Source organism: Micromonospora sp. NPDC049102 (genome assembly GCF_043197485.1).
Lineage (GTDB): Bacteria > Actinomycetota > Actinomycetes > Mycobacteriales > Micromonosporaceae > Micromonospora.
Genome location: NZ_JBICTE010000017.1, coordinates 1 through 15,452, shown reverse-complemented (window position 1 = coordinate 15,452; position 15,452 = coordinate 1). Strand labels below are relative to the sequence as shown.

Here is a 15,452-nt window from a genome sequence, read left to right as displayed (position 1 = left end):
AGTTCGACGAGATCCCTCGAGCCCTATGGAGTTGATCTTCCTGTGAGTGATGCTCTGGTAGAGCCCGAACTGTTGGCCAGCCTGCCGCCCTCGTGGCAGGCGGCGGAATCAGGTCGACGTCACCCCGTGATCAGGGACCTGTCACCCAATCCTGAGCAGCGGGCGCTGGCACTCTCGGCCCTGGAGGCGTGTCTGGCTTTCCAGGTGGACTCGGCCGTTCGTTATGGCGAGGACCCGACCTGGGGGCTGCCCGAGGCGTTCTCTGACGACGACTGGTTCCTGCTACAGGTGAGGCTCAAGCGGCGGCTGCCGACCCTCGCCGACGTGACGCGCGCGAACGTGCGTGACTGGCTGCGGGAGGGGGACGTGGCGGAGATCCTCGACGTCACGTGGACCGAGCCCTCCGATGAGTTCATCGAGGCGGTCGGGCAGATGTGGGCGACTTTCATCGTCAACGGTCTGACCGTGGATCTGCTCCGTTGGCTCGGGTGGGTCGCACGAGACCATCTGGATGTCGTAGAGCGTGCCAGGGCGCTCGACCTCCTCAAGACGGCCACCCGGCGGCTGCCGTGGCGTTACGCGATCGAGACAATTCCGGTGATTCTGAGTCTCGGCGGGTCGGATGAGCGTGACTATTTTGACCAGTTGGCGAATGATCCGGACCTGCATGAAAAGACCCGAGCCGAGGCGGCAAGCAAGCGGTGGCTCATCGACAGCGGGCGCGCGCGAACCTAGAGACGTCGTTGCTCTTGAGACTCGAGCCCTCGTCGTCTGGCCGAGAAGGACACCCTAGCGACAGCTACGTCGCGCAGGGCTGAACGAAGCAGACGGGATTGGCAGGCAACGCGCTGCTGCCGAACTACGTGGAGATCTATCCCGGCTGAGCTGGATGGGCTGGGCTACCGGCCCAGGTACCTCGTCCGGGGCCTTCAGCGGATTCTCGATTCCATCGACTGGGCTGACGGTCAGCGGGGGACGTTCAGGCCGTAGCGGCGCAGCACCGCGCCGAGCGTCTCGTACGGTGCACCCGGACCACCGTCGAGTCGATACCACCACGCGCGCCGGGCACCCCTCCCGAGGGCGCGGCCCACGACCAGTTCCTGTTCGGACTCGACGGGCCTCTCCTGATGGCCGACCAGAATGCCCCAGGGCAGTGCCGGCATGCTCGGTGTGCTGGAGCGCAGCACGCCGGACCGGCCCGGGTGCACGGTAACGATCATGCTGCGGGCGGTACCGGCCAGTTTCTCGGCGAGCCCTTCGATCGTCGTCGCGTCGACGACCGCCAGTGGTGGGCCGGCCAGTCGGAGCTGTTCGCGGACACCGACGTCCACCCGCTCGACCGTCAGAACCCCGAGCGTCGTCGATTCGCCCTCGCCGCCGACGATGGTCAGACTGGTGGGTGCCGGTGCGCGGGTACGACAGAACGCCGTCAGCTCGTTGCGTGACCACGGCTCGGTGACGGGTTCCGCGACGCCCCAGCCGGCCGGATCGCCGCCGGTGAGGGCGCGGACGGCGGCTTCCGCGCTGGCACCCAACCGGAGGGCCTCGGTGGCCGGGTGCACGGTGACGACCTGGATTTCCAGGCCGCCCGTCCACGGTTCGTCGGTGGGCAACGAATCGGCGGGCTGCGCGGCGTCTGACCTGGCGAAGCGATGGCCGTCCCACTGCAACGGCAGCCCGGTCAGCCCGTCGCGGTACTGGTCGCCCGCCCGCACGATCCACTGCCCCTGTGCCTGGGCGAGCATCGTCTCGAACGGGTACGTGATGACGCCGTCGGCCGGCGTGACGACCTGGAGCAGCAGACCGTCGCGTACCGCGTCGACGGCGGCCTGCGCGAGCCACGGCGCAAGGCCGACCACCGCGCGGTCCTGGTGCAGGACGACCGCACGATCGGTGATCGTGTCGGTCGCACCGTTCATCGGCTCTCCCATGTCAGCCCTCCCGTGCTCTCGACCAGCGCGGCGGTGAAGCGACGGGCGACCTCCGCCGCCTGCCGGTCCGCGCCCGGCGCCCGGCTCTCCACCCACCAGATCGGCTGGGGTACGTCGTCGGTGGCGGCCAGACCCAGTAGTCGCTGTGCCTCGCCGGGTACGCGCACCAGACGCGCGGCCTCGACGCTCAGCAGCAGCCGGCCGTCGACAGGGTCGAACAGTTGCACCAGTCCGGCCGCCTCGACGGTGTCCATCTTCAGCTCGGAGCCGGCCGCGAGCAGGGCGCCGAGCATCGTTGCGGCATCGGGTTCGGCGCGGCACAACGCCACCGTGTCGAATGTCATCAGTGCTCCTTGGTCTCGCCGGTGAAGGCGGTCTGCACCACGCGGGGGGTGTCGCCGGGACGGATCAGTTGCGCGCGGCCGGTCGGCAGGACCATGGGCCGCACGCCCGAGAACAGTTGGCCCTCCGTCCGGTCGCCCGACATGAGCAGGCTGAGGCAGCCGGCCTCCCGTACGGCCAGCGGGAAGGGTTCGAACAGGCCGCGTGAGGCGCCGGCCACCCGTCGGGCCATCACGACGTGCAGACCGGTGTCGCGCCCGGCCGCCACGTACGGGACCAGTGCGCCGAGCGGCTGCGTGGCCGAGGCGGCGAGGATGTCGTAGTCGTCGATGAGCAGCACGATCCGGGTACGCGCGGCCTCGGGCGACTGCCGTTTCGCCAGTTCGTCGGTGACGGCCCGGGACAGTTGCTGGGCGAGCGCCGGGTTCGTGGCGTACCCACCGCAGTAGGAGTCGGGCACCACCTCGGCGAGGGCGCGGCGGGGGTCGAACACGGCGAAGACCAGTTCCTCGGAGTCGTACTGACTCATCAGCTCCTCGGCGACGAGCCGCAGCAGGTTCGTCTTGCCCGTCCGGGGGTCCCCGAGCACGAGGAGGTGCTGGTCGCGGCCGAAGAGGTCGAGGGCTGCGGGGGAGAAGTCGTGCTCGTAGCGCCCGAGCGGGACCACTCCGTGGCCGGAGGGGGTGCCGGCCAGGTCGGCCACCGGGAGCACGGCGGGCAGGACTCGCACGGGCGGCGGTAGCGCGCCGGTCCAGGCTTCCCGCACCGATCGGGCGGCCGCGACCAGACCGGCGTTGGCCGGGTCGGCGACTCCGTCCAGGCGGGGTAGCGCGACCTGCGCGAACAGCTTCTCGCTGGTCAACGCCCGGCCGGGCTGATCCTTGGGGACGGCGCGAGCCTGCCGGCCGTCGATGCTCGACTCGGCGGGGTCCGTGAGCCGCAGCTCGACCCGGTTGGCGAAGGCGACCTGCTGCGCCGCGCGGACCTCGCTCCACCGTCGGGCCGTGCCGATCACGTGGATGCCGTAGCGGCCGCCTCTGGCGAGCAGGGCGTGCACCTTGGTCTCGAGACTCTCGAACTCCGCGTTGAGCTGGCCGTACCCGTCGATCAGCAACACCACGTCGACGCAGCCGACCTCGGTCCGCACGCTCTCGTCGGCACCGCGCAGGTCCTCGACCGTGTCGAACTGGTGCCGGTTGAAGATGCGCTGTCGCTGGGCGAGCATCGCGTGTACCTCGTCGACGACACGGCGGACGCGTTCACGGTCCTCGCGGTTGGCGACGCCGCCGACGTGGGGCAGTTCGGTGAGCCCGGACAGACCGTTCCCCAGCAGGTCGATGCCGTAGATCCCGACGTCGGTGGGGCGGTGGGTGGTGGCCAGGCCGAGCGCGAGGGTCCGCAGCGCCGTCGTCTTGCCGCTGCCGGGCCCGCCGAGGATGAGCAGGTTGCCGCCGCTCCCCGCCAGATTCAACACCCAGGGCCCCTGCCACTGGCGGGCCGGATCGTCGAGACGGCCCAGTGGAACCGGCAGGCCACCGCCGGACGCAACGGCGACTTCCAGACGTACGCCGTCCGGTGTGGTGATCACTCCACCGCCAACCTCGTCGAGGGTGAGCAGGGGTGGCAGGGGTGGGAGCCAGATCGCCGCCACGCTCTGCCCGCTCGCCGCCAACTGGCGTACCACTGTGGACAGCAGAGTCGGCCCGGTGGTACGCCGGGTGGCCTTGGGTTCGTCCGGCACGTCCTCGACGTCGGTCAACGCGGTGCCGAACATCGGCATCGGCTTCGCCAGTGGCCCGACGATCGGGGCGAGTTCGTCGTTCGCGCCGTCGTCGAGTGGCCCGGACACGTAGGCGGCCTTGAACCGCTGGTAGATCGACACGTCGACCTTCAGGTAGCCGTTACCGGGCAGCGGCGGCAGGTGGAACGCGTCGACCGTGTCGAGCACCGTGCGCGACTCGATCTCGGTGAGCGTACGCAGGCCGATCCGGTAGGCGAGGTAGTTCTCCAGGCCGCGCATCTTGCCCTGTTCGACGCGCTGGCTGGACAGCAGCAGGTGGACACCGATGGACCGACCGATCCGACCGATCCGCAGGAACAGGTCGATGAACTCCGACTTGGCGGCGAGCAACTCGCCGAACTCGTCGATGAGCACCAGCAGGTGGGGCAGTGGGGGCAGGTCGGTCTGCTCGCCCTGCGCCGCGCGGAGCATGTGGTACTCGGTGATGTCGGTGACCTTGCCCGCGTCGGCGAGCATCTGCTGGCGGCGCTGCACCTCGCCGTCGAGGCTGGTGTACATCCGTTCCACCAGGGCCGCGTCGGCGGCCAGGTTGGTGATCAGCCCGGCCAGGTGTGGCAACTCGCCGAACGGTGCGAAGGTGGCACCGCCCTTGTAGTCCACGAGGACCATCGCCATCCGCTCCGGCGGATGACTCGCCGCCAGGGCGAGCACGAGCGTACGCAGCAGTTCGCTCTTGCCCGATCCGGTCGCTCCGACGCACAGTCCGTGCGGCCCCATGCCGAGCTGCGCGGGCTCCTTGAGGTCGAGCAGCACCGGACGCCCCGCGGGATCGACCCCGATCGGGACGCGGAGGAAGTCCCGCTCGCCGCGGGGCCGCCAGAGGCTGACCAGATCCAGGTCGGCGAGGTCGGACAGGCCCAGCAGTTCCTGGAAGTCGGCCGGTGGTGTGCCGGTGCCGTCGTCGTAGGAGTCGGCGGACAACCGCAGTGGGGCGATGCTGCGGGCCAGTCCCTCCACGAGCGGACCCGGTGCCTCGTCGAGGGTGCCGCGTACGGTCACCGCCGGGGTCGCGGTCAGGTCTTCCAGGGTGACCGAGTCGCCGTCGACGGTGATCCGGCGAGAGACGTCGCCGGGTTCGTGCAGCCGGTCGGCGAGCAGGTGTACCACGGTGACACCGAGGCTGGCCAGACCGACCGTCGGGTCGGGGCTGGCCAGTACGCGGGCCAGTTCGCCGTGCGCGTCGTCGATGACCAGCAGGCGCGGCCGGGCCTTCGCCTCCGTGCGTCCGACACCGTGGCGTAACGACTTGAGGGCGTTCGTGGTCCGCTCCTCCAGGTCCTCGCGGAGCAGTTCGGCGAGCGTCTGCGCCGTGGTGACCAGCAGCGGGGTCGGGCCGGACGGGCCTATCGAGGTCCGGTCGAGCAGGTGTGGCAGCCACCGGGCCCACCGCCAGTCCCGGGCCCGCTCCGGGGTGGTGATGATCGCGAGGGTCACGTCGTCCGGCGCGTGGAACGCGGCGACCTGCACGAGGATCGCCCTGGCGAGGGCGACGGCCTCGGCGTGGTTCGGCGCGATCACGCTGACGTCCCCGGCGCAGTCGAGGTTCGCCCGCAGTGGTAGCCCCGGTGTCAGCGCGAAGCGGCGCATCAGCGAACGCGCCTCGTGGCGCATGAAGGGATCGAGCGGGTTGGTGGGCGTGCTCTGCTCGCGCAGCTCGATCGGCCGTACGGGCAGTGCGCCCATTCCCAGTCGTACGTGCAGGAAGTCGATGTCGGCGCGTCGGCGCTCCCACAGCCGGGCCGGGCTGCGGATCACGTCGAGCAGGCGGTTCACCGGCGGGTCGAGGAGATTCGCCTCCTCGCGGAGACGCTGCTCGGTCTCGCGCAACTGGTCGCGCAGTTCCTCCAGATAGTCCTGGTAGCGCTCGCGCTGCGCCCGGCGCTGTCGGCCTGCCTTGCCCAACTGGGTGAGGTACATCGCCCCGGCCGCGCCCAGCGCCGCCACCATGACCACCGCACCCAGCGCCGCGAACCCGGAGCCGCGCAGGAACATCATCATGCTCATGGCCACACCCGCACCGGCCATGGGCAGCAGCGCCTGGATCCCCATCGCGGATCTGCCGTCGGGCAGTTGCGGTGGCGGGTCCAGGACGAGCGGGTCCATCGTGGACATCGGGCGGGCCATCCGGGCGGGGCGGTGCACCATGCGCGTCGACATACAGGGGTCCTCCGGTCACATCTGCCGAGCGCGGGTCATGGCCAACGCGGCGGCGCGGGTCACCTCCACGAGCGTCGCCTCGCCGATCCGCGACGGTGTGATGAGCGAGCCGGCAGCCAGGTGACGGTCGTAGGGCAGGACCACCACCGGCACGCCGGTCTGCCCGATCAGTTCACGTGCCGCGCCGTGGATCAACGTCGAGCGGCCGTGCGGGTTGCCCGCGCCCAGTACGACGACCACCCGCTCCAACCACGTCCCGTACCCGTCGTCGACGATCCGGCGCAGCGCCTGGTAGGTGCCCCGAACCCCGTCGGGTGTCGCGGCCGCGACGAGCACCACCGCGTGCGCGTCGGCCATCACCCCCGCCGGGGTGCGGGCCTCCAGGCCGGGCGGGCAGTCGGTGACGGTGACGGCGAAGAGGCGCGACAGGGCCCGCGTGACAGCGGTGCACAGGTTGGGGTTGGTGGTGCCGCCGGGCAGCACCCACAGACCCGTACCGGTGCGTGGGAGGAGTGGTTCGAGCGCGCGAAGGTCGCTGCCCCGCGCCGCGAGCAGGCCGGGTGCCAGCCGCTGTAGCGACGGGTCGCTCGGCACCCCGAGCCGCCAGGTCAGCGAGCCCTCGTACGGGTCGGCGTCCGCGGCGAGCACCGGATCGGCGCGTCGTGCCGCGAACACCGATGCCAGCAGCGCCGCAACAGTGGACTTCCCGGCGCCACCCTGGACGGACGCCACCGCGATGCGCCGGCCGGTGTGTACGGGTGCCTGCACCTCGGCGGCGAGATCGGCGAGTTCCCGGGTCTGCTGCCCACTGGTGAACATCTGGCTGGCGCTGCGCCACGTACGCCGTAGCGCGGAGTCGCCGGAGGGGGGCCGGCGCGAGATCGGCAGGTCGTCCGGCTCCGCCGCCGAGGGACCGGTCGGCGGCGCGGTGCGCGGCACCGGTGGAGCGCTCATGCCACCGCCTCCCTCAGAAGGTGTCGAGAAGTCGCGAGTAGAGCCCGAACACCCCGACGGCGACGGGCACCAGTGCCATCACGGTCAGGGCCTCGACGCGGTCGGCGATCTGCCGGCCCCGCGCCAGGACGTGTGGCGGTGGCCGGTACGCCAGGATCGCCAGGGTCACCGCGCAGACGCCGAGGGCCGCTACGGCGGTGGCCCACCAGGTGTCGGGCCGCTGGCGTATCCAGCACAGCAGCAGGCCGCCCACGATGGCCAGCGCGCCGGTCACCAGCGCCACCACCTCGGCCGCCAGCGGGAAGGCGCGCAGTCGCAGCAGTAGGGCGGCGGCCACCAGAACCGCCAGCGCCAGCCGCCACGGGCCGGGCGTCGCCGCCAGGGCGAGCCCGGCGAGTGTTGCCGATGTCGCCGCCGTGATCGCCGCGACGGCCAGGCCTCGATGCGCGGAGTCGACGGCGGCCTGCACCGATACGCGGCTCACCGGCTCGTCGTTGCTGCGTCGGTCGTCGAGACGGGTGAGGCCCGACGCGATCATCGCGAACCGGGGTAGCAGCCCCAGCACGCCCACCGACACGATCGCCATCACCGCCGCGGCCCGCTCGACGGACATGCCGAGCAGTAGGGCGATGCTCCAGCCCGCGACCAGGACCAGTGCCGTCCCGCCCCCGAGGACGCCGGCACGTCCATTGCCCGTCGCCGTGCCCACGGCCAGGACCGTGCAGCCGAGCACCACGGCCCACAGAGCCCAGCGGGCGGTGCGGTCGTCGGTCCAGCCGGGGACGGCGGTCATCACCATCGCGGCACCGCTGAGCAGCACCGCCACCCCGACGGTCCGTCGCCCGAGCATCGAGACGAGGAGGCCGGCCAGGGCGACCACGCCGCCGACGAGGCCGACCACCGCGGGACCGAGCCGTGGGCCGGAGAGCAGTGCCGCCATCGTGGCGGCCACCATGCAGGCGGTGGTGGCCGTCCACGTTCGCGGGACGTCGCCCCACCGGCCGCGTCGACGGGTGAGGTCGTCGCCCACCTCGTCGGAGACGTCGTGGACGATCGCCGCCGGCGGCGCCTCGGAGATCGGGTCGACCCGTAACAGCGAGCCGTCGGGGACGGCCGCCTGTCGCAGGCTGCCGGCCGGGTCGAGCACCGTACCGTCGAGTGTGCTGATCTGGTAGCCGCGCGAATCGTCCGTCGGCGGGTGGCCGACGAGGACGACGACCTCGGGCAGCAGCAGGCCGAGCGGCTCGTCGGCGGGCAGTACGAGGTCGATGCGGCGGTGTGGCCCGGCGAGGGTCACCCGACTGAGGTGACCGGCGGATGCGAGGGTCTGCGGGCCGGTCATCGCTGGCCCGTCGGCTGGACCGCTGGCGGGTTGCGTGCCTTCTGCTGCTCGGCGACGACGTTCTGCAGGAAGGACCAGCCCACGCACACCGCGCAGGCCACAGCCGACAACACGAGACCGGTGCGCAGCCACCGGAAACCGTCGCCGGTGGCGCGGACCCGGCGCTGCCTGCCCCACAGCAGCAGCTCACGCATGCGGGCGCGGCGAACCGCGACCGACTCGATGAGCTGAGTGTCGAATTCCCGAGCCACGGCTCGATTCTATCCACGGACGCTAATCCGGCTGGGGACGCGATCACGAGGGTGCCGAGCCTGCGCTAGGCGACCGGAAATGACGGTGGTCAACCTGCCGGGGCGGCAGCGCCCATCGCCGAACACCTGATCACCGCAAGCCGGACCAATCCGATCGCCCACGCCGGCAGGTGTCCGTGCCGGGCGTCCCGTGCCTACGAATCGTCCGTCGTCGACAGTGCGGCGGCTACGCGCGGGGCCTCGCGCCGTCCCTGGTCACGTCCGGCGGCCACGAGCGCGGGCACGACAGATCTGTCCATCACGCTCGTGCCCTGCGCTCGCTTCGAGGCCGCGTCGCGCAACAGAAGCTCGACTCGTCGACCCGTGCCCAGCGCGGCCCGCTGCTTCTCGAGGCGGGCCCACGGCGCGATGGCGGCGGTGCTGGGCGCGAGGGCGATCACCGGGCCGCTTCCGGGTGCGAGGTCCAGATTGAGGACGGACCGCATGCCGCCGTCCATGTACCGGCGACCGTCGATCGTCACCGGAGCGGCGGACTGTGGCATGGCGCAGCTCGCGGCGACGGCGTCCACGAGGGGTACGCCGTCGTGCCGCGTGATGACGCGCAGAGCTCCCGACTCGACGTCGACGGTGGTGACGCGGAGGTCGGCATTCGTCCACTGGTGGTCCGGTAGGCGGGCCTCCGCGGTCCGGCGCTGGTGCGACGGGTCGTCGATGCGCGCCGAGAGGGCGAGTCGACCGAGGCGGCGGGCGGCCTGCTCGGGGCTGCGGGCGAACATCTGTGTCCGGGCGAGTCGCAGGAGGGCGAGCGGGCCCAACGCGGGCGCGGTCTCGTAAGACACGCCCTGACGCTGGCGCTCGTACAGCTCGGACAGGGGTGTGCCGCTGGCGATCTGGGCACCCACCACGGCACCGGCGCTCGTGCCGATGAGCACCGCGTCCGCGCCCACGATCAGCCCTTCGTCCGCGAGGCCGGCGAGGACTCCCACCTCCCAGGCGATGCCGACGACCCCGCCACCACCGAGAACCCAGATCGGTCGCGTGTCGTCCGCCATCGCTCCTCCTACCCCGTCACGTTTCTGCTAACGGTGTTCGCAATTTGAACCTAGCAGGGGAGGCGAAGGGCCGCCAACGAGTGCGTCGGCTCAGGGCTCTCGTCGTCCGAAGATGATTCCGCCGAGCTTGCTCTCGGGTGAGGTGACGGTCATCTCGGCCTCGACCGCGAACCCGTTGTCCCGTAACCAGGCCGCCAGCCGCGCCGGCCGGCGACGGTGGACGTGGACCCTCATCGGGTGACCGCCGTACCCCTCGGTCTTGAGGGTCGTCTCGTCACCCACGTGGAAGCCGACCAGCAGGGGGCCGCCGGGGCGTACCACCCGGTGGAAGTGCGCGAGAACCTGCCCGAGCCGCTGGTCGGGGACGTGGATGAGCGAGTACCAGGCGATCAGGCCGGCCACCGAACCGTCGGCCAGGTCGAGGTCGGTCATGGACCCGACCTCGAACCTCAGGTCGGGGTTGTCCCGTCGCGCCACCGCCAGCATGCCGGGGGACAGGTCGATCCCGAAGACGTCGAGCCCCAGCTCGTGCAGGTGGGCCGTGATGCGGCCCGTTCCGCAGCCCACGTCCGCGACCGGACCGCCGCCCATGGCGCGCACGAGGTCGGCGAAGAGCGTCAGCGCGGCCCGCTCGTAGGGTGCGCTCGCCAGGAAGTCGCGGACGAGGTCCGCGTAACTGACCGCTACCGTGTCGTACGACGTGCGCGTGTCAGCCAGCCAGTCGTCCGCGTCCACGAGGGAAGGTTAGACCGCGGTCCTGTCGCCACCACATCCCCAGGAGGCCTCCGCTAATGTTCTCCGCACCCCTGACCATCAGTTTGCCCATCGCCGACCACACGACGTCGTACCGGTTCTACCGCGACTTCCTCGGCCTGTAGACGGCGGGGAAGTTGGCCGACGACGGCATCCCGGAGCCGTTGCAGTTCGTGGTCAACGAAGGGCTTCACGGCACGAAGGCGCTGGCTGCGCTCCGGCCGATCTCATATGTTCAACAGGCCGCCGTTGCGCAGGGCGTCGTCCTTGATCGCGATCAGATTCGCGGACACGTACGGGATGTTGTGCGTCTGGTGCCACTCGCTCGGATAGTAGGTGACCAGCCGTGACGTCTGAAAACGGCACTTGATTTCAGGTACGAAGCGAGAATAGTTGGCATCCGTGAAATACCAGAACGAGTTCTCGTTGTAGAACGCCACGTGGGTCGGATCCTGGTAGGCACCGCGACCGTCGGTGCTGGGTGTCAGCGACAGGAGCATTCCGTTCGGCGCGAGCAGTCGGTACAACTCGTTGAACAAAGCGATCTTGTCCGGTACGTGTTCGAGGAAATCCACAGCTCTGATGACCCCTACACTGTTGTCGGGCAGGTCGACCCCCTTCGTTATGTCGCAGACAATGTCGACGCCCGACCCGTCGTGGTGATCGAGACCCAGATAGCCTTCCGGCTTGTTGTGTGCCGCACCGAGGTCGAGCGCCAGGAGCCCTTGTCGCCGTGACCAGGTGAGCGCGTTCTGTTGAATGTTGCGGTCATAGATTGCGACGGTGCGTTGCTGGATGCGGGCGTTGACTTCCGGGATGCGCTGCGTGTTCTTGGCATGCATGCGCTGTAGGTACAGGCACTTCTGAATGTGGTGAAACTCGCTGACCTGGTAGATCCGGGCCATGAGGTCGGCGTCGTCCGCCACGTCGAGCGACTCGTCGTACCCGCCAACCTTCTCGTAGATGTCGCGGCGGAAGGCGCGCACATGGTTCGGGGCGTACCAGATGTAGCTGACGTTGTGTGGGGTCGGCGGCATCGCCCGGCAGACCAGCACCTCGCGGCCGTCCACCTTCTCGTCGTAGTGTCGCCAGCCGAACGAACTCGCGAAGCGGTCTTCGCAGCGACTGCCGTCCTCCTGGATCTGCGCGGTGTCGCTGTAAACGAACCCCACCTCCGGGTGGAGGTCGAACGCATCGACGATCTCTTGCAGGCAGTCGCTGCTGAGCAGATCGTCGTCGTCCAGCTCGACCAGGATGTCCCCGGCAGCCTCGGCGCAGGCGTACCCCTTGATGGCGCCGACGCCGTTCAGATCGTCCTGGACAATCAGCCGGACCCGATCGTCGTGCCTCTCGGGCCGCCAACGGGACCCCTGGTTGAGCACGACCACCCATTCCCAGTCGGTGAAGGTCTGCGCGACCAGCGCTTGGAAACACTCGTCGATGAAACGAGTGCGGTTGCTACCTGTGAAAACCGTTACGCGCGGTGTACGCATGGGCCTCAATCACCTACCAGCCCGCGCCGAGGACGAAGCGGCCGGAACCGGTCGGTACTTCTCCGGAACTGACGACGCGAGCCGCTTGTCCAGCAGGATCGCCGCGTTGAACGCGTTGCGCGCTTCGGTGGTGTCACCAGATTGGGACAGCAGCATGCCCAGCCGAAGGTAAGCGGTCGAAGACTTGTTGTCGATCGACACGACCTTGCGGTAAATGTCCACCGACGTCGTCGGCTGCGTACTCTCCAGTGCGATGGCCTTGTTGTAAAGAGCCGGCTTGTAGCTGGCGTCCGCGGCCAGTGCCTTGTCGTAGCTGCTGATTGCCTCGTCGTTCTGGTTGCGTGACTGGGCAATGAAGCCCAGGTTGAACCAGGCGAACTTGTTGTTGGCGTCGGCGTCCAGCACCTTCTCGAACGTGGCCTTCGCCGCGTCGAGGTTTCCAGCTTGGCCCTGTTCGACACCGAGCTTCAGCAGCTCCGCTGGCGCGGTCCCGGTGTTTGTGCCGCTCTTGGCCTTGTCGCTGTTGCCGGAGTTGCTTGGCTGCGTCTTGTCAGGGGGCTCATCGCTGCATGACGCGGCCCCGGTCAGCAGAATCGCACCACAGGCAAGTGACCCGAGTATGTGACGCGTGCTCATTTATTCTCCTTCAACGGTTACGGGGCGGTCCGACTCACTGTTCGTCGTAGCGGCTCTACCACTGTTGGCCGAGCTGCTTGACGTCTTGGCACCAAGCCCAAAGGCGACCGGTGTGTCGAGTGAAATGCAGGACACCCAGATGTCCGCGCCTCCGCCAGTGAAAGTGAACTGGTAGCCACTAACCGATAGCGGCTGGATCAGCACCGGATTGACACCCGCGCCTGACAGCTGATATCCGGTTCCGACAGCAATGTCTCCGGCTTGGCATCCGAAATCAACGGGGGTATCCGCGATTACAGTCAGCGGCCCTTGAATGTAGGCAGCCTGAATCCCGTTGCCCGCCACACCCTGAGGGCCCTGCGGTCCTTGAGGGCCGGTGTCGCCTTGTGCGCCTTGGAAGCCTTGGGCTCCCTGTGCTCCCTGTGAGCCTTGTGCGCCGGAGTCGCCCTGTGTGCCTTGAGCGCCGGTCTCGCCTTGGCTGCCCTGTGGGCCCTGTGGGCCCTGTGGGCCCTGGAAACCTTGTGCCCCTTGTGCCCCTTGTGCGCCGGTCTCGCCTTGGCTGCCCTGTGCGCCCTGGAAACCTTGTGCGCCGGTGTTGCCCTGCGTGCCTTGAGCGCCGGTGTTGCCCTGCGTGCCTTGAGCGCCGGTGTTGCCCTGTGTGCCCTGTGCGCCGGTGTCGCCTTGGGTGCCTTGAGCGCCGGTCTCGCCTTGGCTGCCCTGTGGGCCCTGGAAACCTTGTGCGCCTTGGACGCCGGTGTCGCCTTGGACTCCCTGCGCCCCTTGTGCGCCGGTGTCTCCCTGCGCTCCCTGGGCGCCCTGTGCGCCGGTGTCGCCCTGCGCTCCCTGCGCTCCCTGGGCGCCCTGTGCGCCGGTGTCGCCCTGCGCTCCCTGGAGGCCTTGTGCGCCCTGGGTGCCTTGGCTTCCCGGTGCGCCTTGTGCGCCGCTGTCGCCTTGGGTGCCTTGGGTGCCTTGGCTTCCCGGTGCGCCTTGTGCGCCGCTGTCGCCTTGGGTGCCTTGGGCGCCCGTGTTTCCTTGCGCGCCTTGGCTGCCTTGTGCGCCGTTGGCACCCTGTGCACCTTGGAAGCCCTGTGCTCCCTGTGGACCGGTGTCGCCTTGGGTGCCTTGGGCGCCCTGGGCGCCGGTGTTGCCCTGTACTCCCTGCGAACCTTGGGCGCCTTGTGTTCCCTGGGCACCGCTGTTCCCCTGCGTTCCCTGGAAACCCTGAGCTCCCTGAACGCCTTGTGCACCGGTGTCGCCTTGGCTGCCTTGGAAACCTTGGGTTCCCTGCAGGCCCTGTGCGCCGGACTCGCCCTGCGCGCCTTGGGCACCGGTGGCGCCCTGGGTACCTTGGGTGCCCTGGGCGCCGGTGCTGCCCTGCGCGCCTTGGGCGCCGGCGTCGCCTTGGAAGCCTTGCGCGCCCGTGTCTCCTTGGGCACCGGTGTCGCCTTGCGGGCCCTGCGGGCCCTGGGGGCCCTTCTTGCCCTTGGGGCTATGTGGGTGGGCCCGATCCGGCTGCTTGCCGCCCTTGTCGTGCCCACTCCACGGGCCCTGCCAGCCCTGCGGGCCGCAGTCCGTTGTCGTGTCGGGGGAGGGTTTCCACGAATCGTCAGATTCGCCGTCGTCTCGGTAGGCAGTCGGCCAGTACAACGGCAGTCCGCCGAACTGGCCGACTGGACTGGGGGTGCCGACGCGTATGCCCTGGGGAGGCGATTCCGCTTCCCGAGGTTGCGCAGCGGCTGCGGGTCCACCGGTCATGCCGAAGACAAGCAGGGCGGAACTCAACCCTGAAGCGGCGCGGCCATGTTTAAGTCCTCGCCGTAGCCGTCGGTCTTTGCTCATGACCCCTCCAGAGCCACCCCAGATACACCCAGAGCTACTTACTCATAACGCACGGTTGTCGGCGAGTTGCAGAGTATGCGGCAGGCCTACGGCATGAGCGCGTTATGCCGCATTTGGGTAGGATTAGGATTAATGCGATTCTTCTTCGCTGGTAGCGCATACGCTCTGGCACCGCCGGATACGGCGGCCCCTCTGAGTCGCACCGTGGGTGAGCCTCTGCGCTACCTACCAACGGGCCGGGGCTCGATCAGCGCGCAAGCGTTCTGCCGGACGAGATTTGCACCGGCTTGGGTTGAGATGCAATCCGCCTCGTTCCCACTATGGACGTGGTCGAGGTGCGCAGGCTCCGCGAGGGTCTGGCTGATTCCCCTCAAAGGATCTGGCCGGGTCGTTGGCGCGGGTCTGATGGCAGGACCGTGCGGTGTCACACCTACCGGGCACGATGATCGACCACTGTCTTGGCGCTGGGGGCCGTGCCCATTGCTCGCGCTGGCGAACCCCAGCGCCTCCTGTCGGACGGGTCGGGCGCGCAACACGTCGGCGGCGGACACACCACCTGGCACGGCCTGGCCCGCACCGTATACGAGGAGTGCGGTCTGGACCCGAACCGCGTCCGGCCGATCACCACCGGCCCGTTCCCGCGACTGGCTCGCCGGCCGGCGTTCAGCGTGCTCACCCGCCGACGGTGGGCGGAAGCCGGCCTTGAGCTGATGGACGGCTGGCGTGCCCAGCTTCGTGCCGCCCTGCGTGGCTCCGGGCTCGCGAAGCTGGCCGGGGCTGCGAGAACGGTCCCGGCAGGTGCGGCACTAGACGAGTAGTTCCGATGTCAGGGGTCGATGTCTGGGCATGAAGGGAGGGTGCCGATGATCATGTTGTGACGCAAGACCTCGACACCCTCTTG

12 protein-coding genes are annotated in these 15,452 nt (G+C 69.4%); 2 read left to right on the top strand and 10 right to left on the bottom strand.

The window, feature by feature from the left end; genetic code table 11:
* Positions 1–42: 42 nt before the first annotated feature.
* Positions 43–735, top strand: a complete 693-nt coding sequence (locus ACGFH9_RS17810) for a hypothetical protein (protein WP_393220264.1) — start codon at positions 43–45, stop codon at positions 733–735.
* Positions 736–965: 230 nt separating this feature from the next.
* Here ACGFH9_RS17810 and ACGFH9_RS17805 read toward each other — a convergent pair whose 3' ends face one another.
* The 10 genes from ACGFH9_RS17805 to ACGFH9_RS17760 all read right to left on the bottom strand — a co-directional run bounded on the left by ACGFH9_RS17805 (position 966) and on the right by ACGFH9_RS17760 (position 12,712).
* The gene (locus tag ACGFH9_RS17805; RefSeq protein WP_393220261.1) at positions 966–1,919 is read right to left on the bottom strand and encodes a DUF6177 family protein; all 954 of its coding nucleotides are present in this window, start codon (positions 1,917–1,919) and stop codon (positions 966–968) included.
* Positions 1,916–2,275 (bottom strand): hypothetical protein, encoded by a 360-nt coding sequence (locus ACGFH9_RS17800; RefSeq protein ID WP_393220259.1) that lies wholly within the window; start codon positions 2,273–2,275, stop codon positions 1,916–1,918. Before ACGFH9_RS17800 ends, ACGFH9_RS17805 begins: the two co-directional genes overlap by 4 nt.
* Positions 2,275–6,231, bottom strand: coding sequence for a type VII secretion protein EccCa (gene eccCa, locus ACGFH9_RS17795; RefSeq protein WP_393220256.1), 3,957 nt, complete (start codon positions 6,229–6,231; stop codon positions 2,275–2,277). Before eccCa ends, ACGFH9_RS17800 begins: the two co-directional genes overlap by 1 nt.
* Before the next feature lie 15 nt (positions 6,232–6,246).
* Positions 6,247–7,185, bottom strand: a complete 939-nt coding sequence (locus ACGFH9_RS17790; protein WP_393220253.1) for a hypothetical protein — start codon at positions 7,183–7,185, stop codon at positions 6,247–6,249.
* A gap of 13 nt (positions 7,186–7,198) precedes the next feature.
* Positions 7,199–8,527 (bottom strand): type VII secretion integral membrane protein EccD, encoded by a 1,329-nt coding sequence (eccD, locus tag ACGFH9_RS17785; RefSeq protein ID WP_393220251.1) that lies wholly within the window; start codon positions 8,525–8,527, stop codon positions 7,199–7,201.
* Positions 8,524–8,778, bottom strand: a complete 255-nt coding sequence (locus ACGFH9_RS17780; protein ID WP_355235421.1) for a hypothetical protein — start codon at positions 8,776–8,778, stop codon at positions 8,524–8,526. Before ACGFH9_RS17780 ends, eccD begins: the two co-directional genes overlap by 4 nt.
* 194 nt (positions 8,779–8,972) lie before the next feature.
* The gene (locus tag ACGFH9_RS17775) at positions 8,973–9,830 is read right to left on the bottom strand and encodes a patatin-like phospholipase family protein (protein ID WP_393220248.1); all 858 of its coding nucleotides are present in this window, start codon (positions 9,828–9,830) and stop codon (positions 8,973–8,975) included.
* Positions 9,831–9,920: 90 nt separating this feature from the next.
* Complete coding sequence (locus tag ACGFH9_RS17770; RefSeq protein ID WP_393220246.1) at positions 9,921–10,565, bottom strand: class I SAM-dependent DNA methyltransferase; 645 nt, start codon at positions 10,563–10,565, stop codon at positions 9,921–9,923.
* A 245-nt stretch (positions 10,566–10,810) separates the two neighbouring features.
* Entirely contained in the window at positions 10,811–12,076 is a 1,266-nt protein-coding gene (locus ACGFH9_RS17765; protein WP_393220243.1) for a glycosyltransferase, read from the bottom strand.
* 9 nt (positions 12,077–12,085) lie between these two features.
* Complete coding sequence (locus ACGFH9_RS17760) at positions 12,086–12,712, bottom strand: tetratricopeptide repeat protein (protein WP_393220240.1); 627 nt, start codon at positions 12,710–12,712, stop codon at positions 12,086–12,088.
* A 2,312-nt stretch (positions 12,713–15,024) separates the two neighbouring features.
* Here ACGFH9_RS17760 and ACGFH9_RS17755 point away from each other — a divergent pair.
* Positions 15,025–15,369: a sugar nucleotide-binding protein gene (locus ACGFH9_RS17755; protein WP_393220238.1), complete on the top strand. Its 345-nt coding sequence runs from the start codon at positions 15,025–15,027 to the stop codon at positions 15,367–15,369.
* The last annotated feature ends 83 nt before the right edge of the window (positions 15,370–15,452 follow it).